The sequence below is a fragment of the Chitinophaga sp. 22308 genome (genome assembly GCF_052045305.1).
GTDB classification, from domain to species: Bacteria; Bacteroidota; Bacteroidia; order Chitinophagales; family Chitinophagaceae; genus Chitinophaga; species Chitinophaga varians_A.
This window is the reverse complement of record NZ_JBQEOP010000002.1, coordinates 983,027-1,002,404: the sequence shown is the minus strand read 5'-3', so window position 1 is coordinate 1,002,404 and position 19,378 is coordinate 983,027. Positions and strand designations below refer to the sequence as shown.

Genomic DNA, 19,378 nt, shown 5'->3' with positions numbered 1-19,378 from the left:
ACTTAAACTATAACCCGTTAAATACCCTTTGCCTTGAAACATTTATTGCTGTTACTACTATGCTGCTTTTGCGTGCTCACGCACGGATTTTGTCAATCAGCCAGTGGTCGGCCCACGTCGATGACTAACCGAAATCCCGATCAGACCGCCGCCCGGAAAACAATAACGGACGAGGTAAAATCAGAACGGCCACCCACCCCTGGAGGGACAGGGCTCCCTCGTAACCCGGGAGACACCACCAGGAAATGGAACGGTTGCAGATGCCTCGGCAGCTACGCTGCAACATTGCCACTCATTATTTTGGATGGCAAAGTATATGAAGGCACACTGGAATCCATCGACGCCGCTACCATTGCCCAGATCCTCATCCTAAAAGAGGTCACCGCCAAGGCACTTTACGGCACAAAGGCCGCCGCCGGAGCCATCGTGATTCAATCATCCACTAAAAAAACACCTGCGCAACGGCAATAACCTGCTGCAGTTGCGCAGTAATACTATAACGTCAACGATTAAACGACTCCCTGCGATCACACTACAGTCTACCGAAACGGTCCGCTTTTTTCTGTTGCACCGGAATGAAGCAGCTAATAATCACAGGCAAATAAATTATATTAGTAACAGCGTAAAACAGCTTCCACCATGAAAACGATCCAACAATGGCTGGATGACTACGGCACCAGTCATCGCAACGAGACCAACAAACTCATTCACTGGATTTGTGTACCGGCTATATTCTTCAGTATTGTGGGCTTTTTATATGCTATCCGCATTCCGCTGCCCGGTACAAGGACAGTGCTGACAGTAGCGCAGATAGCGCTGGTATTGCTCATCATTTATTATGTACGGCTGTCGGCCTCGCTGGCGGTGGGCATGACTATCATCGGCATCCTTTGTTTGTGGCTGTGGCGGCTGATTGCAGCCACCGGCTCGCCTATCTGGCTGGTAGCTCTTATCATTTTTGTGCTGGCATGGATCGGGCAGTTCATTGGTCATAAGATAGAAGGCGCCAAACCCAGCTTTTTCAAGGACCTGCAGTTTCTGCTCATCGGTCCGGCATGGCTGCTGAGTTTTATCTACCGGAAAGCGGGCATCAAACTATAATTATAATAAAAAAGGACTATATGGGATTTTTTCCTTAAATTAAAGGAAAGTCCCCTCTTATGCACCTCAAACTCCTGTTTTTTTTAACCAGCATCCTGCTATGCTCCCCTGCATTCAGCCAAAATCAACATGTTACCGGTAAGGTAACAAATGCTTCCACCGGCACTCCCCTGGAAGGCATCACCGTCAGAATCAAGTCTGTTGCCAAAGGCACGCAAACCAACAAGGATGGTATCTATCAACTGGATGTGCCCGCGGGCGCAAGCCTTGAATTCAGCGCCATCGGATTTAACACGGTGGAAACCAACGTAAACGGCCGTACGGAGATTAACATCCAGCTTGTTTCCACTGCCACCGAGCTGACACAGATCGTACTCGTCGGCACCCGCGGCGGTGGACGCGCCAAAACGGAAACGCCTGTGCCGGTAGACGTGATCAGCGTTAACCAGGCAGGACTGCCCAGCGCTAAAATGGAACTGACGTCACTGCTCAACGCAGCAGCGCCTTCTTTTAATTACAACAAACAAAGCGGCAGCGACGGCGCCGACCAGATAGACCTCGCCACCTTGCGCGGGCTGGGCCCGGACCAGACCCTGGTGCTCATCAACGGAAAACGACGGCATCAAACCGCTTTCGTGTCCGTATTCGGTACCCGTGGCCGCGGTAACTCCGGCACCGACCTCAACGCCATCCCGGAAGCGGCCATCGACCGCGTGGAGATACTCCGCGACGGGGCTTCCGCCCAATACGGCTCTGACGCCATCGCCGGCGTTATCAACATCATCCTGAAAAAAGACGTCAACCACCTGACTTTCAACGCCGGTTATGCCGGTTACTACGACCATAAATACAACACCTATTTCAAACGTGAATTACAACAATATGAATACAATAACGCGATAGACGGTAACACCGTTACCCTCGGCGCCAATTACGGCGTGCCTATCGGTAAACACAACGGATTTATCAATTTCTCCGGTAACTTCCTGAGACAGGGTAAAACCTTCCGCCAGGTGCTGGACACCAACCTTAATAACACCAACGGCCTGCCCATCAATACCGGCCGCCGCGCCCATGGCGACGGCTCCGTTACTTCCGGAGGAGGCATGATCAATATGGAAGTGCCGGTTGGCAGCAGCAACACTACCGTATATGCCTTCGGCGGCTACAACTATAAATCGTCTGACGCATACGCCTATACGAGAACATTCCACGGTTTCAATCCGCTTTCCAGCGGGCATGCCGACAGGTTTCCCACCAACCCCAACGGCAGCCTGATATTTTACCCGGGCATTATGGAAAGTATTCCTACCCCCGGCGATGTGCCCGACACCGTTTACAATCCGCATATACAAACGCATATACAGGACCTCTCCCTGGCGGCAGGCGTAAAAGGCAGCACCGGTAACAACTGGAAATGGGACCTCAGCAATACTTTCGGCAGGAATGACTTCCGGTTCTTCGGCGACAAAACCTTTAACGCGTCCCTGGGCAGCAGCACCCCTACCCATTTTAAAGATGGTGGTTTCTCTTTCACCCAGAACACGGCCAATCTCACTTTCTCCAAAGATATTCCACACATCGGCGAAGCGTTCAACCTGGCCATCGGTGCAGAATACCGCTATGAACAATACAAAATATACGCCGGCGAAGAAGCCTCCTATACCAACTACGATCCCACCTTCAACAAAGCCACCGGCGCACAGGGCTTTCCCGGATATCGCCCCTCGGACGTGGTAAAAGCAGACCGCTCCAATTTCGCGGGATTTGTAGACGCCGAATGGGACATTACCCGGAAATTCCTGCTGGGCGGCGCCGTAAGAGTGGAAAACTACAGCGACTTCGGTTTTACCAGCAACTACAAACTGGCGGCACGCTTTAAGGCAGCACGCGGATTTAATATCCGCGGCTCCGTCAGCACCGGCTACCGCGCCCCTTCCCTGCAACAGATCAACTACAGTTCACAATTCACTAACGTACAGGGTGGCCGCATCACCGAAGTAAAAATAGCGCCCAACAATAATCCAATTACCAAAGCCGCCGGCATCCCGGACCTGAAACAGGAAAAATCCGTTAACGCCAGCCTCGGCTTCTCCCTTAAACCCATTTCTGATCTTACCATCACCGTGGACGGTTACCTGGTAAAAGTAAAAGACCGCATCGTACTGTCCGGACAGTTCAACGCCGGCGACTCCACGCTGGACAAAGACTTCCAGAACGCGCTGAAGGTCCTCCACATCGACAATGCACAGTTTTTTGCCAACGCCGTCAACACCACCAACTACGGCCTCGACATGGTGGTAGACTATAACAAAAAATGGAACAACCAGCACTTCCGCATACTGTTTACCGGCAACATTCAACACATGAACATCGACAAAATCAATGTGCCCGATAAACTGAACGACAGCTATCTTCACCGGGGCGAATTTTTCAGCGAAAGAGAACAACACTTTGTACTGGCCTCCGCCCCACCGGCCAAGCTGGGCCTCAATGTGGAATACGGCATCAAAAAAGTCAGTGTAGGCGCCCGCGTTACCTACTTCGGTAAAATAGTACTGCTGGGTTACGGCTTCGCCGGCGACCCCGCCAAAGAAGGCACCGGCCTGCCCGGCGATCCCAACCTGGAAGGCACCGGCATCAGCCCCCTCGTAGCACTGGACAAAGACGGTACCCTGGTGCCAGAACAGTTCAACTATAAAGGCAAGGCCGTTACCGACCTGTATGCCAGCTACCGTTTCTCTTCCCATGTCAGCTGGTTCCTGGGAGCAGACAACATCTTCAATGTACACCCGGACCTCGGCTATGTCCCCGGTGCTAAACTGTCAGCCTATGACGGCGAAACAGGCGGCCCCTGGGATGCCGTGCAGATGGGCTTTAACGGCATACGGCTGTTTACGAAAATTGCATTGAGCTTTTGATCGCGCAGGCGTGATGCGTATAACATTTCCGTTGTCCCAGGGCTGAAGCCCTGGGCTACGCTTTGTGTTACGGTTTTTTTTCGGCATAATGCCCGCTTTAATGAGGACTTTCAATAGTCAGGCAACTCATCCCTGTTTACTTCTTTTCCGGAAGACAGCATCTCAACAAGGCTGGCCGGAAAGATGATGTTTAATAGAAAAATAGCTTTTCTATGAACGTGTTAATAGAAAATATATCTTTTCTACAAGCATTCAACTGCAAAAACAGCCCTAACACAAAACGTAGCCCAGGGCTTCAGCCCTGGGACAACGGATTTTTTGTATTTTTCCCTCATGAAGGCAAAGGAGCAGTTTCCGGTATTGGATATCAGGGCATTTCAGGGCGACCAACAGGATGCCTGCCATTTCCTGTACCATGAAATACGCGGGGAGCGGCTGATCGAAAAACCGCATAAACATGATTTCTTTGTTTTTCTGTTGATAGAAAAAGGAAGTGGCACCCACTCGATTGACTTCATTGATTACGATGTGGCGCCTTACCAGATACACCTGTTGTTTCCTGATCAGGTACACAAATGGGAGTTTAGCAAAAAGATGGTGGCCTATCAGCTGATGATCACCCGCCCCTTTTTTGAAACGTTTTCCAATGCGCTGCAATTTCCTTTTGCCGTGTACCAGCATCATCCGGTGATAGACCTGACGGCAGAGAGCTTCCATAAACTATTTTACGAGTTCCGTGCTATACAACAGGAACTGGGGCAGTCAACGGTGTCATGGGAGATCATCCATCTTCGCAGCCGGCTCATAGCCCAGCTGGTCACCCGGGAGGCGGAGCGTAAGTTTGATGACCTGCTGGTGTACAGGGCTAAACCAGCCCTACAACAGTATCATGCACTGATTGACCAGCATTATAAAACACAAAAGTCGGTAGCCTTCTACGCCAGTCAGCTCAACATCTCCCCTAACTACCTTAATATTCTTTGTAAAAGACATCTTCAGCTGTCGGCCATGTTTCTCATACAGCATCGGGTGATCCTCGAAGCCAAGCGCCAGATACAGGCTTCAGGAAAATCGATCAAAGAGGTCGCTTTTGATCTGGGGTTTAATGATCTCTCCTATTTCTCCAATTTCTTTAAAAGCCAAACCGGCATTTCACCCCGGCAATTCAGGGGCCAGTTATAAAAATTACAAGTTCTGGCATAATTCATCCATCATTGCATTCCGCCTGCGTTTTATTTTTGCATAAAACGATCGTATGGCTTCTTCTATTTCACGCAAAGACTTTCTCAAAAGCTCTTCCATATTACTGGCCGCAGGCGGCAGCCTGTTGACAGGCAACGCTGCCGGCGCCACTTCCGGCGCAACCAATACCGCCACTGCCGGCAAAAGCTTCACCCTTAAAAATGTGCGGCTGGAAACAGGCTTCCAGTATGAAGAAGGCGAAGTGACCGGCACTACTACTGATCTTTTCACCATAGAAGTCAGCAATGGAAAAATAAAATCCGTATTGCCCAATCAGCCCGGCGCCAAAGCCATTGATGCCAAAGGATGGCTGCTGCTGCCCGCCTTCCGGGACATGCATATCCATCTCGACAAAACATTCTACGGCCTTCCCTGGAAAGCACACCTGAAAAAGAACAAGTCAGTAAAAGACATGATCGCCTTTGAACAACAGGTGATACCCGAGCTGCTGAAAACGTCCACTGCCCGCACCGGACAACTGATTGAGCTGTTGCAGTCCAAAGGCACCAGCTTCGCCAGAAGTCATGTCAACATAGAACCCTCCTCCGGGTTAAACTCGCTTAAACATCTTGAGAAAGCGCTGGAAAATAAAAAGGACGGTTTCTCTGCGGAACTGGTGGCCTTTCCGCAGCACGGCATTTTTTATACGCCCTCGGCCGAACTGATGAAAGAAGCCGCCAAAATGGACATCGACTATATCGGCGGCCTGGACCCTTACAGCATTGACGGCAGTATCGAAAAACATATGGACTTCGTGGTGCAACTTGCACTGGACCACAACAAGGGCATCGATATCCACCTGCATGAAGCAGGCGAATCCGGCGTAAAAACCATCGAATACCTGATCGATAAAGTCAACGAGAATCCGGTGTTGAAAGGTAAGACCTATATCAGCCACAGCTTTGCGCTGGCCAAAATGGACAATAACAAACTACAGGAAGTGGCCGAAAAACTGGGCAATGCACGTATCGGGATTATGACAACTATTCCTTTCGGCAGCACTATTATGCCGATTCCCACGCTGTATAAATATGGGGTGGACGTACAGGCCGGCAACGATTGTATCATTGACCACTGGAGCACTTTCGGTTCCGGCAGCATCCTGCAGAAGGCCAACCTGATGGCGCAATTATATGGTTACCGCACTGAATTTGATTTATCCAGATGCCTGAAGATAGCCACCCACAATATTCTCCCGCTGGATGACAAAGGCGTCCGTCAGTGGCCGAAGGCCGATGATGCCGCGGACATGGTACTGGTAGATGCCAGCTGTTCAGCCGAAGCAGTATCCCGCATTTCCCCTGTGAAGTCGCTCATTCATCAGGGCAACGTCGTTTTCTGATTTTCCTTCTCCTGATAAATGTTGTAGAAAAAAATAAAGCCCCGATGAATATCGGGGCTTATTTACCTAAACCTACAACTGTTACACTGTTATTGCAACAATAATTTATGTCGAAAAACGAGACCGTTAGTGCATAGCTGACGGGTCCAGTTTTGCAGCTTTCTTAGCTCTTACCATCAGTACAAACGGGATACAGATGAGGAACATCAGTCCCAGGTACAGGAACACGTCCATGTAAGACATTACAGCCGCCTGTTTGGCGATGCTATAATCCAGTACCTTGTATCCGCTTCTGACAGCAGTGCCGGCGTCCATACCTTTGGCGGCGAAGCCATGTGCCAGGCCGTTCACGCGGTTCATGACGTCTGGGTTGTTGGTGTCCAGTTTAGACACCAGGTCGCTTCTGTGTACCATGTTCTGACGGGCCATAAAAGTGGTGATCAGTGCTACCCCAAAGGAACCGCCGAGCTGACGCATCATACCGGTGAAGGCAGCGCCCTGGCCAATCTGCTGCCCTTTAAGGGAAGACAACGCCAGTGTGGTGATTGGGATAAAGAGCAGCCCCATACCTACCCCACGCACGATCAGCATCCAGAAGAACGCGTCCGCGCCGGTATCAGAAGGGGTGATGATCAGGTATCCCCAGAAACTATAGACAAAGAACAATAACATTCCCAATGCCACCAGGTACTGTTGCGGTACGCCTTTCTCCAGCAGTTTGCCGATGATCGGCATCATAAAGGCCGTCGTAAGCGCTGCCGGTATCATCAGCATACCGGACTGGGTGGCGGTCCATCCCAGGGTACTTTGGGTGTACAGCGGAATAATGAATGTAGATCCATACAAACCGAAACCCAATATAAACGAGAGGATGGTACCGACCCTCAGGTTTCCGTTCTTCAATACCCTCAGTTCCACGATCGGGTTCTTATAGGTCAGCTCCCGCCAGATGAAGAAGAACAGGCCCAGGGCGCTCATCACAGATAAGAGGGTGATCGTTGGATCACTGAACCAGTCATCTTCCTGGCCACGTTCCAGTACAAACTGGAGACAGCCTACCGTGATGGCGAGTAATATGATACCTAGAAAGTCGATTTCATTGATGGCTTTCTTCTCTGCATATTTCGGGCTGCGTACAAACTGCAATGTGAGCAGGGTAGCGATGACACCGATAGGGATGTTGATATAGAAGATGTAAGGCCAGGAATAGTTATCGGTAATATAACCGCCCAACGGAGGGCCCAATGTAGGGCCGATGATCACGCCGAGGCCGTAGATGGCCTGGGCAACACCGCGTTTTTCGGGAGGATAACTTTCTGTAATAATTGTTTGTGATGTTACCAGTAGCGCACCACCTCCGAGACCTTGTATGAAGCGGAAAAGTATCAGCTCCCACATGGCCGTTGCGTTACCACAGAGGAAAGAGGAAACGGTGAATATGATGACAGAAGCAGCGAAGTAGTTACGGCGGCCGAACTGTTGGGACAACCAGCTGGTCATCGGTACAATGATTACGTTACCGATCGCATAAGCGGTGATCACCCAACTGATCTCACTGAGTGTGGCTCCCATGTTGCCGCGCATGTCGTTCAATGCCACGTTCACGATGGTGGTGTCCACGATTTCCAGCAGCGCGCAGAAGATAGCGGTGATCGTGATGATCACCCTGCGTGAGCCGTATTCTACCAATGATTCTTGTTGCATGCAGCGATTTATTTTGAATGAATGCAGGTTGACCAGGAATTAATAATCAAGCCGGTGGTTCCTGTCTTTGAGGTCTTTTGTTGAAGCTGATGGTTTCCGCCGAAAATAACTTGGACCGGTTCAACTATTAACCCCTGGTCATGATGCATTCATATATGATTAGTTGAGATGCACGTCTACCAGCACGTTCATGCCCGGGCGCAACTTTTTGATCAGTTCGTTGTTCGGGTCATCGAATTCGATTTTCACCGGAAGGCGTTGTACTACTTTTACGAAGTTACCGGAAGCGTTGTCCGGAGGCAGTAGTGCAAACTTAGCGCCGGTGGCTGGTGAGAAGGAAGTCAGTTTGGCTTCCAGCGGAGTACCCGGGAAAGCGTCGATATGTACGGTCACTTTCTGCCCGAGCTTCATTTTTTCCAGCTGTGTTTCCTTGAAATTGGCCACTACCCATGGAGCGGTGTCCATTACCACGCTGAAGAGAGACTGGCCGGCAGTGATATATTGACCGGGCTGTACGAATATTTTTGACAGCACGCCATCTTCCGGAGCGGTGATCACGGTGTAGGACTGGTTCAGTTTAGCATCGTCCACATCGGTTTCACGTTGTTTGATCGCTGCGTTGGCGAGATTGATCTGTTTGCCGGTAGCGCTGCTCTGGGAGCTTACTACGGAAGTCTGGCGAACAGCGGCCGCTTTTTGTCTTACCAGTACATCGAGCTGGCGCTCAGCTGTTTGTTTGGCAGCCAGGGCCTGTTCGTATTGTTGCTGGGTGATGGAGTGGTCTTTGATCAGGTTGGCGTAACGTTCGTAATCCTGATTGGCTCTCCAGATGTTCACCTTGGCGGCTTCGATCTGGGCGTCGATAGTACCGACATTGGCCTGAGCGGTGCTGATGCCTGTTTCCGCTGCGCTGGTGGTTGCTTCTGCAGCACCCAGGTTAGCTTTAGCGGTAGCGAGGGCGTTTTCAGCCTGTTGTACTCTGATAGCCAGGTCACGGTCATCGAGGACCACGAGGGTGTCTCCTTTTTTCACATGCTGGTTATCTTTTACTCTTACTTCTTTTACAAAACCTGACACTCTTGGAATAACGGGGCTTACATTCGCATCGATCTGCGCGTTGTCTGTTTCTTCGTGATGCAGACTATGGATGTATTTTGAGATACCGAACGCGCCGCCACCCAGCACCAGAGCGGCCAGTACGATCACGAACCCTTTGCTGCGCTTTTTAGGCGCGGATGTTTCCTGCATGGTAGATATATTATTAGTAGCTTTTGTTTGCGTTTCCACAGCTTTGTAGTTTATTGGTTTGTTGTTATTTGTTGTTGTCGAGTATTCCCGATGCCTGTAACAATTTGTTGTAGGCCACCAGTGCATCTGCTCTTGCGAAGGTGTAGTTCAGATGAGCCTGGAGGTTGGCCACGTCCGCATCCAGCAGGTCAGTGGTGGTAGCCAGATTGTTATCGTGCTTGTTCTTCGTGATACGGTAGTTCTCTTCTGATTGTTCTATCGCCTTGATATAAGTGTCCATTTTTTTCCTGCTCAGGAGGTAGTTTTCGTAAGACCTCACCACATCGAGGTGGATAGCGTCTGTCAGGCTGGCCTCATTGGCCTGGAGTTGCGCGAGCTGTGCTTTTGCGCTGGCCACCTTGCTACCTGTTTTCCAGAGGGAGGAAAGGTTGTATTTCAAGCCTACCCCGCCCATTACAGCGTTGGTGATGGTCACTACGTTTGGAATGTAAGCGGCCACATAACCACCGGTTACCGCGAGAGAAGGATAGTATTCACCTTTCACTCCTTTTATGTTGGCGAAAGCAGCTTTCTCTTTAGCACCGAGGGAAGCAGCGTCTTTACGGTTCTGGTAAGCCAGTTGTTCAAATTCCGCTACGCCTCTGCCGTCGGTTTTATCGTCTACTTTAAACACCGTGGTGTCCAGTTGCAGCGTTGTGTTGTCTGGCAGGCCCAGCATGATGTTCATGTTGAGGTTGGCTACTTTCAGGCTGTTCTGTGCGTCCATGAGGGACAGTTCATAGTTGGACTGTTGCAGCTCTGCCTTTAAGAGGTCATTGCGTGCCAACAGGCCGTTCTTTTCCAGGTTGGAGAAGTCTTTGACGCGCTGGGTGGACTGCTTCAGGTTTTCCTCCATCAGTTTCACCGCCTGAGTGGCTTTATAGAGGTTGCTGTAAGCGCCGATGGTGTTTTCGATCACGTCATCGCGGTCTTTGTCGGCGTCCAGTTTGGCTGCCTGTGCGAGGTAGCGGGCTGCTTCTTTGCCGCTTTGTATCATCATGCCGGCAAACACAGGGATGGACACATTGGCCATACCATAGGCTGCCTGGTCTACTTTTGGCGCTTCCATGCCTGAACCGCCGCCGGGGTTACTACCTCCTTTGCCGAGTTTCAGATCAAGATTAGGCTGTGTCAGTCGCAGGTAAGAGCCGGATATGCTTACGTCTGGCAGCTGTCTTTCGTTGGCTGTTTTAACGTTAGCGTTGGCCTCTTCAATGCGGGCCTGGCTGGCCTTCAGTTGTTTACTGTTTTGGAGACTCAGCGATATGGCTTCATTTAACGAAAGCGGTTTTACGCTTTGTTGTGCGGATGCTGCCTGAAAAACCAGCGTCAGCACGATTCCGGATGTAAGCGCATATAATCGTTTGTATATGCTTCTAGAATTCATGTGTAAGGATTGCTTTAAACAATTTTTTCAAATGGTTGCTCAGTCTGAGCCTTAAATATTCTTTAAACTCCTCGTCGTTCATGTGTGCGTTTTCCGGGTACGTCCGTAACACATGCTGAGCAGGTATTGTCTGGTGAATGGTGCCAAACAGGGTTGTCAACAGCATTTCCACGTCCACATCGGTGGTAAAAATACCCGCGTCCTGGGCGTTGGTCACGATGGGGCGCATCAGACCAAGCATTTCTGCTTTCAGCTGCCAGATCAGGTCTCTTACCGGGCTTTGTTCTTTATTGAGCTGTTCCCGGCTCATGATGCATTGAAAGTTTTGTTCATTCAGCATTTTATTGATAAACCTGTCGATCAGGGAGTATATTTTTTCCAGGGGGGCCATGGTATCGTTCTGTACCAGTTCGTTGATGAATATGCGGGACGCATTCATCCGTAGCCTGAAAACCGCCTCCAGCAACTTGTCCTTCGACCCGAAGTAGTAGGATATCATGGCAATGTTCACATCTGCTTCCTGTGCGATATCCCTTACAGAAGTGCCATGAAAACCTTTTTCTGCAAACAAACGTTCCGCCACCGAAATGATTGAAAGTTGCTTATCGTTATAGTCTTCCATGTTCCCTTTGTTGTTTTGACGAAGCAAAGTTAAACAAACGTTTAATTAAAACAATCGTTTACTTAAACGTTCATTTAAATTTTTCTTTTTATAAATTTTAACAAACTGATTAACAATGTTTTATAAAATAATTTTAAGAAGATTTTAAGGTAGATGACCAAATCGGGAGATAATTGGGTGAATATTGTATGATAAACACAAATGGCCAAGGGATAAAAACGGGGCCAAGCGGACGGTCAGGGTCGAGGGCTGAAGGCTGAAGGCTGAAGGCTGAAGGCTGAAGGCTGAAGGCTGAAGGCTGAAAGTTGAAGGCTGAAGGCTGAAGGTTGAAGGCCGAGGGTTGAGGGTTGAAGGTCGAGGGTTGAGGGTTGAGGATTGAGGGTTGAGGGTTGAGGGTTGAGGACTGAAAGCTGATAGTTAATAGTTAAGAACCGAGATGCGCAGCACTGACGTAGAACTGCCTCCTCAAAATTTCCTTTGGTTTTTTATGAAGAAATTTTTTAATTTAAAGGATACTATTTCTTTAACACTATGGCTAACACTCGCGCTTTTCCTGTCGGCATTATCTTCCTCACCTGGCTGATAGCCGGTACGCTTGATTTATTCTCCGCCTGCCTGCAGTTTGTATTGGTAACGGGCAAAAGTTTTGTCAACGTGCTGTTGTTCGTTGCCAGCGGCGTTTACGGCACGGCGGCATTCAGTGGCAACCCCGTCATGCCCTGGCTGGGAGTATTGTTCCATTACATCATCGCTCTGGGATTTACGTTGCTGTTCTTCTTCCTGTATCCGCGCATACCGGAGATGCGGAAGATACCGTCGGTATCCGGACTGATATACGGCATCTTTGTCTGGCTGGTGATGAACCTGCTGATATTACCATTGACCAATATCCCCAAAGGACCGTTCCACCTGGTAAACGTACTGGTGGGCATGACCATCCTGATGGTGGCTATCGGCCTACCGATGGGATTGATGGCGGGAAGATTCTATCAATATAAAAGCGCATCATAAGAAAAAAAGGGCGGGCGCTGTCAACATATAAGCCCGCCCCAGCACATCTCAACAAATTGCAAGATGTTGTACCTGTTTATCAACCGTTAACTTTAAATGATTTTACAGTACAGTATGCCCGCCGGCATTCCAATGTATGCCGGTAACAGTATTTTCATGAAAGCCGGGGAACGGCAGGGCTACTGCGGTGATCATGTACGCCCTGATCCGGATTTTCACAGGTAACCTAATTAACAGAACATACGATTAAAATGTTCGGGAGATGATCAAATCATGCATCTGATATCCGTAAATTAGCACCCTGTTATGCAGGCAATCGAATTCATTAACCAGGAATATTTCAACGGCCAGTACCGGTATATCAGCCCGTCGCCTGACCTGGAGCGGCATGTGGTCTACTACTGGCTGCTGGACCTTCGCAGGCCGTTACCGGAAGATGAAGAGTTCCGCGAATTATTGCTGGCCAACATGAACGCTTCGCTGGTATTGAACCTGGGTGCTCCTTTCGATATCTGCAACGCTAAAGGACAACTGTTGCATTCTTGTCACCACAGCGAGTTGATAGGTTACCAAACCACACCTGTCACCTATCGTCATTACCCGAATAATTTCCTCGTCGGCATTAAATTCAAACCTGCCAGCCTGAACTACCTTTTTCATGTAAAAGGCGCCGACATGCAACGGCAGACACTTTCCGCCCATGATGTAATGACACGCCTGCCAGAACTGGAATCCGCAGTGTATGATGCACCGGACATGCAGGTCATCAAAACCCTGCTGGAAAAGTTTCTGCGCCGGCACACCAGCACCACCACCGACAACCACCGTTTTGATTATGTGCTGCAATCCCTTAACGGCCCTGCCTTACAGCAATCAGGCTTCCAGCTGAAAAAACTGGCCGGCCTCCTCTACGTGTCGCCCCGTACCCTCGAAAGATATTTCTCCGATTCCCTGAGCATCAGCCCCAAAAAGTGCCTGGCTATACTGCGCTTCCGGCACGCCGCCGCGCAGTATGTACTACATGGCTACAAAGCCGACTGGGAAGAACTGGGCTATCATGACTTCTCCCATTTCAGAAAAGAATGGAACAAATGGTCGGCATAAAACTGTCGCCTTTTTACACCACTTATTCCCTACCCTCCCGCTAAGTTTGTGACTTCACCAAACTACGTCACCCTTATGTTTTCAGATCACCGTCAACGCCTTATCCGGCAACTGCCTGCCGGTGCCGCGGCTCTCCTGACCGCCAATGACGTCATGCCGACCAACGCCGACGGGACCATGCCCTACTATCCCAATGTGAACGTGTATTACCTGACAGGCCTCTCCGAAGAAGACGCGATGCTCGCCCTCTTCCCCGGTCACCCTGATCCTTCCCTGCGGGAAATACTGTTCATCAAACGGGTAGATCAGATGTTTGTCAAATGGATGGGCAGAAGAGTGGACAAAGCCACTGCCTCCAACATCTCCGGTATCCGTACCGTTTTTTATACCGACGAGTTCTGGGCCGTCATGAAGAAAGTACTGCCGCTGTGCAATAGTATCTATCTGCACACCAATGAACACGCGCGTTCAGAAAACGAAACACAGACGCGGGAAGACCGGCTGCTGCTCGCCTGTAAACAGTACTATCCCCTGCATCGGTATGAACGCCTCTACCCTATTCTGGCCCGGCAACGTAATGCTAAAACACCGGCAGAAATAGCACTGATACGCAAAGCCAGCGAGATCACAGAGAGAGGCTTCCGCCGCGTGCTGCAGAGCATCCGGCCCGGACAGACCGGCATGCAGGTGGCAGCGGAAATGATACACGAATACATGCAGCATGGCGCCACCTGGGCCTATGAACCGATTGTGGCCTTCGGCGCAGACAGCACGATACTGCATCTCCGCGCCAACGAAAGCATCGGCAAAGATGGAGACATCGTACTGATAGACGCCGCGGCCCAATACCGGTACTACAACACAGACCTCACCCGCACCTTTCCGGTGAACGGCCGCTTTACGCCACGCCAGAAAGCATACTACAATGCTGTATTACGGGTACACAAAAAGGTAGCGCAGGAAGTAAAAGCGGGCATCCTCATAAAAGACCTCTGGAAAATTTCCAACAACCTGCTGCTCGAAGAACTCGTAGGACTGGGCCTCTGCACCATTGCCGATATTCAGACACACGGTGCGCAGTATTACCTGAACAAACACTGCTATCATAACGTGTCCCACTTCCTCGGACTGGACGTGCACGACACAGGTTACTATGATGAGCCCATGCCGGAAGGCGCTGTTATCACCAATGAGCCAGGTATTTACAATGAAGAGGAAGGTATCGGAGTGAGAATAGAAAACGACCTGCTGGTCACCGAAAACGGATTTGAAGACCTGATGAAGACAATACCTAAAGAGGCAGAAGAGATTGAGGAGATAATGAACAGCTAGTCATTTGTTTATTTTGATATTTAGTTATTTACGGGCTCCTGTTGTATCAGCAGCCTATAAATAACTAAATATCAAATGACCAAATCAAAAATTATTTGAGTGAGTTGATCCACAGGGCAATCTTGGTGGCATCAGCCTGGGGCACCTGCGGGAACGGAGGCATCGGTGTAGCGTAACCCGGCCAGTTTTCCGGCTTCGGATTTTTAATCAGCGACAAAATTTTGGCGACAGAGTAATTTCTTTTCGCTACTTCCTTAAAGCCAGGTCCTACCTGTTTCTTTTCTGCATTATGACAGGAAGAGCAGGTATATTTATTTAACAGCGGCTGTATCTGCGCTAAAGTAGGCGCTTTGGCCGGTTCGGCTTTTCCTGCGGCAGTTTTAGCCGGTGCTTTAGGTTCCGCTACCGGCGCTTTCGCACTGCTTTTGGTGCTTACTTCAGACATGGCCAATGCCGCGCCTTCAGGAATATTGTTCAGCGTATAATACGCATCCGGATGTACCAGTGAGTAAGATCCTTCCTGGGAACGGATACCTGTCAGCGATAATTTATGAATGTAGTAACGACGTAGACCGTTGACAATAATACGTGCGCTCATGCCGTCAGCAGCCACTTTCACGCCTTTAACAGTCAGGTTTTCCGTATTCACGGTCGGACTGCCGTACACCGGATGATACTTGTAGATAAAGCTTTCCACATGATAGGACGCCAGGTCTTCCGCATACTTTTTGTCTACCGGTTGTGTGAAGGTAATTTCGAAACCATCCGGTCTGGCGCTCACGGTCCTCATTTCGAAAGGCACGCGGTTGTTCCATACCAGGCGTTGCAGGCCCTGGTTGGCATCGCCGGCGGAACCCCATCCACGGTTGGTTTCACCCACAAAGAGCGAACCGTCTTTCGCCCATGCCAGGCGCAGCACGCCTGACTGGAAACCGCTTCTGAAGTCCCAGGCAGCACCCTGATATTCACCATTTACTTTTTCAAGATAAACACGCATGATTTTACTTTGTCCCTGATCGCCTACCAGTACCTGTTTGGCGAACGGGCCGAACGCACCTTCGGGGATGGTCACCACCTGTGAGTTGGAAATGCCCAGCACGCCGTGTGGCAGCCATACTGCCGGCAGTTGCACTTCCGGGAAATATTGTTTCATGTCGAACAGCGTCACGAATTTTTCGTTCTCCACGTTTTCCGGTTTGATAGCGCGGTTGTTTTCATCTCTGCGGAAGCGGGGATCTACTTTGCTGTACAGCTGTTCGGTGGTGAGTTTTACCGGTGAATTAGGCAGGTTGGTCCAGCGCAGGCCGGCAGGATGCCCCACGAAGCTGCCTTTTTTCACGTGTACCAGTCCGCCGGAGCCCATCCAGTCGCCCTGGTTTTCGGTATAGAACAATTCTCCGTCGATGATGCCGAGGCCGCAGGGAGAGCGGAAGCCGGTTGCCCAGGGTTCCATTTTCCCGTCTGCGCTGATGTGCATCATCCATCCGCGCCAGGGAACGCGGCTTTCACCGCGCCACCATTCTTCGTTGCCGAAGGCCACGTTGCCGGATACGAAGAAAGAGCCGTCCGGCGCAACCACGGGGCCGAAGCTGTACTCATGATAATGACCGGACAACGGCCAGGAATATACGGTTTCGAAGCGGTCGATCTTACCGTCCATATTGGTATCGGTGAGTTTCGTCAGTTCACCGCGTTGTGCGCAGTAAAGGGAGCCATCTTTCCAGACGAGGCCCAGTACTTCGTGAAGGCCAGAAGCCACTTTACGGAAATAAGGCTGGCGGCTGGTCGGGTTTTCCACGATGAAGATATCACCGCGGCGGGTAGCGATGCCCAGGTCACCATTGGGCAGCGTACACAAACCACCTACTTCCAGCAGGGTTCCTTCCGGTGAACTGATACGGGCGATCCGGAAGAAGTCCTCTTCTTTGGGCGACTCCTGTGCCAGTACCGGTTGAATAGCAGTCGTCATCATCAACATACCGGCTGCTATCCCGGTAGTTAATCTTTTATAGTTCAGTTTCATAATGTCTTGTGCATGTTTCTGCTTAGAAGATAATGGCGTAACCGATGGCGGTTTTTACCGGTACGATCAGTTCCATTTTTCCCTGTTGACGGCGGATAACGGGTTTCGCGCTGCTGTTGTCCATTTTCACATACCAGGCTTTGTCCCCTATCATGTAAGTACCGTCCGCCAGTTGGGAGATGCTATCGGCTACGGCTATACGGGCGTACAGGTTGTCCTGTGTGCCAGCCACCTGCAGGCTGCGGTGCAGTCCTGTATTGCCGGGCAATACGCGGAAGCTGTCGCTCGCTGCGGCGCCGTAGATATCGAACCGGAAGGAGGGCACTCCTTCTGGATCGAGGTCGTATCCTTTAGGGCGGTAAGCGGTGCCGGCAGTATCCGCAGGCCATTCCGCCTCAGCGGAGGCGAGGCGGGCCAGTGACATCGCCGGTTTGTTGTCCAGTATACGCACCATGCCCATCGGGCGGGAAGAGCCATCGCCACGGTCGTGCCACATAGGCGTGGTGTTGAGGAATTCGCCGCGCCATGCCTGTACCGGTGCTGCATGGTCCATATCGTAGGTGTAGTGCACCTTTGCCGGGCTGCCGACAGAAACGGCATGTACCACGCGGGGACCGCCTCTCAGGTCCATGAAGCTGCGCAGCACGGTATTTTCCGTAGCGGTGACGAGGATGGGATCAGTAGGATCATCTGCTGGCACGTTGAGATCACTGAGGGCAAACTCGCGGACAGCCGCGGAGCGGACGCTCAGCGTCAGCGATGGTTTGGCCCAGTCCACGGTTTTGCCATATAGCACTTCCACCGGGTAGCTACCGGGTTGCAAGGTAATACCACCTTTAGCGTCGCGGCTGTGGGAGCCGTTAAGCACCTGGTCGTTGATTTTGAGCTGACCACCGCCACCGGAGGTGTGCAGGTTGAAATCGTAAGTTCCCGCAGCTTTTACATCCAGCGTAGTGGTGTACCGTACCAGGAACTCGTTGTCCGGCAGGCCGGTAAGATTGGAGGTGAGTTGGGCGGCTTCACCGGTAGCGATAGGCTTGATGGTTTTAAAATCAGGTGGTTGCTGGAAAGAGCCTTTATAGATAGCATAGCGCACCGCTTTCAGTTCCGGTTTAGGTGCGTTATAGGATTGCATTTTAATATTGCGGAAGGCCACGGTGCCGTGGTCTCCCTGGATACGCAGCGGGCCTTCCGCCACTTCGTTGTTTTCCATGCCGCCTCGGGTGGGGCCGGAAAGGACTACGTTTTCCTGGATAGTGACGCCGTTGAGCTCTATTTTCAGGATGACGGCATTGGCAATTTTATTGCCGGCAGCATCGAAGCGGGGAGCCTGAAAAGCGATTTTCATGTGTTGCCACAGGCCGGGCGCGAGGCTGGCGTTCTGGCGGGGCGCATGGCCGTCGTAGCCCTGCTGCCCTTCCGGACGGCTGTTGTCCCAGCGTTCATAGATACCGCCGTTGTCTGACGGCCGTGGTGAGAGGACGCCCCAGCTGTCGAGCAGCTGTATTTCGTACCTGCCCTGCAGATAGATGCCCGAATTGGATTTGGCAGATACCAGGTAGTCCAGTTCGAGGTCCAGGTCCCCATGTTGCCAGTTGGTGTATAGGTCCTGGCCGTGTTTTCCTTTCTCCGGCAGGTTCACCAGGATACCCGTGCCACTGGTGGTGGTCAGGGTGTTTTCTCTTTGCAGGTCGGCATTTACGTCGCCGGCTATACGCCAGTTGGCAGCCGGCTGCTTAAATCCTGACAGGTCGGTCAGGGGAATAGTCTGCTGGGCTATCAGCTGCTGGCTGCAGCCAACGCCCATCATGAAGACCAAAGCTTTACCGGGACTGATGCCCAGTTGTTTCAACTTTGGACGGAACTCATACCATTTGAGCATAGATCTGTTTTGTTTTTTGTTTTGCTAAATCCTTTTAGCAATATGCATCCAATGAAAATAATAGCCTGACTATAAATGTTTAAAAAGATAGGAAGGGGCCTACAACAGACTGACCAAAGAGTATATACCTAACGTGGAAAATATATACAACACGCGCGCAAGCCGGGTTCCTGCACATTGACAGGAATGGCATTAAATAGCATCCTTCTTATATCCGGATTCCAAAATACAACAAAAAGGAAATCTTTCTTTGCAAAATCGATATAGCAGATTAAAAATTACACCAGCGGTAAATGCGGGGAGGTATGTGGCGGGCAAACGGAAAGAATCGGCATCAAACTAAAAACGATAACCGGAAGGTCAGGAGAAACAAAAACATGCAGGCATCAAACTAAAACAACAACCAGAAGGTCAGGAGAA

14 protein-coding genes are annotated in these 19,378 nt (G+C 50.7%); 8 read left to right on the top strand and 6 right to left on the bottom strand.

Going from position 1 to position 19,378, the window contains the following annotated elements; all coding sequences use genetic code 11:
* Positions 1–120 precede the first annotated feature (120 nt).
* From ACTJJS_RS10945 to ACTJJS_RS10925, 5 genes are all read left to right on the top strand, one after another.
* Positions 121–471 (top strand): hypothetical protein, encoded by a 351-nt coding sequence (locus ACTJJS_RS10945; protein ID WP_440663716.1) that lies wholly within the window; start codon positions 121–123, stop codon positions 469–471.
* A 168-nt stretch (positions 472–639) separates the two neighbouring features.
* Positions 640–1,101, top strand: a complete 462-nt coding sequence (locus tag ACTJJS_RS10940) for an Mpo1 family 2-hydroxy fatty acid dioxygenase (protein WP_440663715.1) — start codon at positions 640–642, stop codon at positions 1,099–1,101.
* Between the two features lie 59 nt (positions 1,102–1,160).
* Entirely contained in the window at positions 1,161–4,022 is a 2,862-nt protein-coding gene (locus ACTJJS_RS10935; RefSeq protein WP_440663714.1) for a TonB-dependent receptor, read from the top strand.
* A gap of 333 nt (positions 4,023–4,355) precedes the next feature.
* Positions 4,356–5,204, top strand: a complete 849-nt coding sequence (locus tag ACTJJS_RS10930) for an AraC family transcriptional regulator (protein WP_440663713.1) — start codon at positions 4,356–4,358, stop codon at positions 5,202–5,204.
* 73 nt (positions 5,205–5,277) lie between these two features.
* Positions 5,278–6,606, top strand: coding sequence for an amidohydrolase (locus ACTJJS_RS10925; RefSeq protein WP_440663711.1), 1,329 nt, complete (start codon positions 5,278–5,280; stop codon positions 6,604–6,606).
* 126 nt (positions 6,607–6,732) lie between these two features.
* Here the strand turns inward: ACTJJS_RS10925 and ACTJJS_RS10920 are convergent, their stop codons facing one another.
* From ACTJJS_RS10920 to ACTJJS_RS10905, 4 genes are all read right to left on the bottom strand, one after another.
* Positions 6,733–8,310, bottom strand: a complete 1,578-nt coding sequence (locus ACTJJS_RS10920) for a DHA2 family efflux MFS transporter permease subunit (protein WP_440663710.1) — start codon at positions 8,308–8,310, stop codon at positions 6,733–6,735.
* 159 nt (positions 8,311–8,469) lie between these two features.
* Positions 8,470–9,597, bottom strand: a complete 1,128-nt coding sequence (locus ACTJJS_RS10915; RefSeq protein WP_317166432.1) for an HlyD family secretion protein — start codon at positions 9,595–9,597, stop codon at positions 8,470–8,472.
* Between the two features lie 25 nt (positions 9,598–9,622).
* Positions 9,623–10,984: a TolC family protein gene (locus tag ACTJJS_RS10910; protein ID WP_440663709.1), complete on the bottom strand. Its 1,362-nt coding sequence runs from the start codon at positions 10,982–10,984 to the stop codon at positions 9,623–9,625.
* Positions 10,974–11,606, bottom strand: a complete 633-nt coding sequence (locus ACTJJS_RS10905) for a TetR/AcrR family transcriptional regulator (RefSeq protein WP_440663708.1) — start codon at positions 11,604–11,606, stop codon at positions 10,974–10,976. Before ACTJJS_RS10905 ends, ACTJJS_RS10910 begins: the two co-directional genes overlap by 11 nt.
* A 531-nt stretch (positions 11,607–12,137) precedes the next feature.
* Here ACTJJS_RS10905 and ACTJJS_RS10900 point away from each other — a divergent pair.
* The 3 genes from ACTJJS_RS10900 to ACTJJS_RS10890 all read left to right on the top strand — a co-directional run bounded on the left by ACTJJS_RS10900 (position 12,138) and on the right by ACTJJS_RS10890 (position 15,053).
* Complete coding sequence (locus tag ACTJJS_RS10900) at positions 12,138–12,617, top strand: hypothetical protein (protein WP_440663707.1); 480 nt, start codon at positions 12,138–12,140, stop codon at positions 12,615–12,617.
* A 306-nt stretch (positions 12,618–12,923) separates the two neighbouring features.
* Positions 12,924–13,721: a helix-turn-helix domain-containing protein gene (locus ACTJJS_RS10895; RefSeq protein ID WP_168872961.1), complete on the top strand. Its 798-nt coding sequence runs from the start codon at positions 12,924–12,926 to the stop codon at positions 13,719–13,721.
* 75 nt (positions 13,722–13,796) lie between these two features.
* Positions 13,797–15,053 carry an aminopeptidase P N-terminal domain-containing protein gene (locus ACTJJS_RS10890; RefSeq protein WP_440663706.1) on the top strand — a complete coding sequence of 419 codons (1,257 nt, stop codon included), beginning with the start codon at positions 13,797–13,799 and terminating at the stop codon, positions 15,051–15,053.
* Between the two features lie 91 nt (positions 15,054–15,144).
* Here the strand turns inward: ACTJJS_RS10890 and ACTJJS_RS10885 are convergent, their stop codons facing one another.
* Both ACTJJS_RS10885 and ACTJJS_RS10880 read right to left on the bottom strand, forming a co-directional pair.
* A complete protein-coding gene (locus tag ACTJJS_RS10885; RefSeq protein ID WP_440663705.1) occupies positions 15,145–17,076 on the bottom strand; it encodes a hypothetical protein in 1,932 nt (643 codons plus the stop codon).
* Between the two features lie 22 nt (positions 17,077–17,098).
* The gene (locus ACTJJS_RS10880; RefSeq protein ID WP_440663704.1) at positions 17,099–18,958 is read right to left on the bottom strand and encodes a family 16 glycoside hydrolase; all 1,860 of its coding nucleotides are present in this window, start codon (positions 18,956–18,958) and stop codon (positions 17,099–17,101) included.
* Positions 18,959–19,378 lie beyond the last annotated feature (420 nt).

Coding starts and splice junctions, on each gene's coding strand:
- ACTJJS_RS10945 (WP_440663716.1), top strand. CDS start 121: ATGACTAACCGAAATCCCGATCAGACCGCCGCCCGGAAAACAATAACG.
- ACTJJS_RS10940 (WP_440663715.1), top strand. CDS start 640: ATGAAAACGATCCAACAATGGCTGGATGACTACGGCACCAGTCATCGC.
- ACTJJS_RS10935 (WP_440663714.1), top strand. CDS start 1,161: ATGCACCTCAAACTCCTGTTTTTTTTAACCAGCATCCTGCTATGCTCC.
- ACTJJS_RS10930 (WP_440663713.1), top strand. CDS start 4,356: ATGAAGGCAAAGGAGCAGTTTCCGGTATTGGATATCAGGGCATTTCAG.
- ACTJJS_RS10925 (WP_440663711.1), top strand. CDS start 5,278: ATGGCTTCTTCTATTTCACGCAAAGACTTTCTCAAAAGCTCTTCCATA.
- ACTJJS_RS10920 (WP_440663710.1), bottom strand. CDS start 8,310: ATGCAACAAGAATCATTGGTAGAATACGGCTCACGCAGGGTGATCATC.
- ACTJJS_RS10910 (WP_440663709.1), bottom strand. CDS start 10,984: ATGAATTCTAGAAGCATATACAAACGATTATATGCGCTTACATCCGGA.
- ACTJJS_RS10905 (WP_440663708.1), bottom strand. CDS start 11,606: ATGGAAGACTATAACGATAAGCAACTTTCAATCATTTCGGTGGCGGAA.
- ACTJJS_RS10900 (WP_440663707.1), top strand. CDS start 12,138: ATGGCTAACACTCGCGCTTTTCCTGTCGGCATTATCTTCCTCACCTGG.
- ACTJJS_RS10895 (WP_168872961.1), top strand. CDS start 12,924: ATGCAGGCAATCGAATTCATTAACCAGGAATATTTCAACGGCCAGTAC.
- ACTJJS_RS10890 (WP_440663706.1), top strand. CDS start 13,797: ATGTTTTCAGATCACCGTCAACGCCTTATCCGGCAACTGCCTGCCGGT.
- ACTJJS_RS10885 (WP_440663705.1), bottom strand. CDS start 17,076: ATGAAACTGAACTATAAAAGATTAACTACCGGGATAGCAGCCGGTATG.
- ACTJJS_RS10880 (WP_440663704.1), bottom strand. CDS start 18,958: ATGCTCAAATGGTATGAGTTCCGTCCAAAGTTGAAACAACTGGGCATC.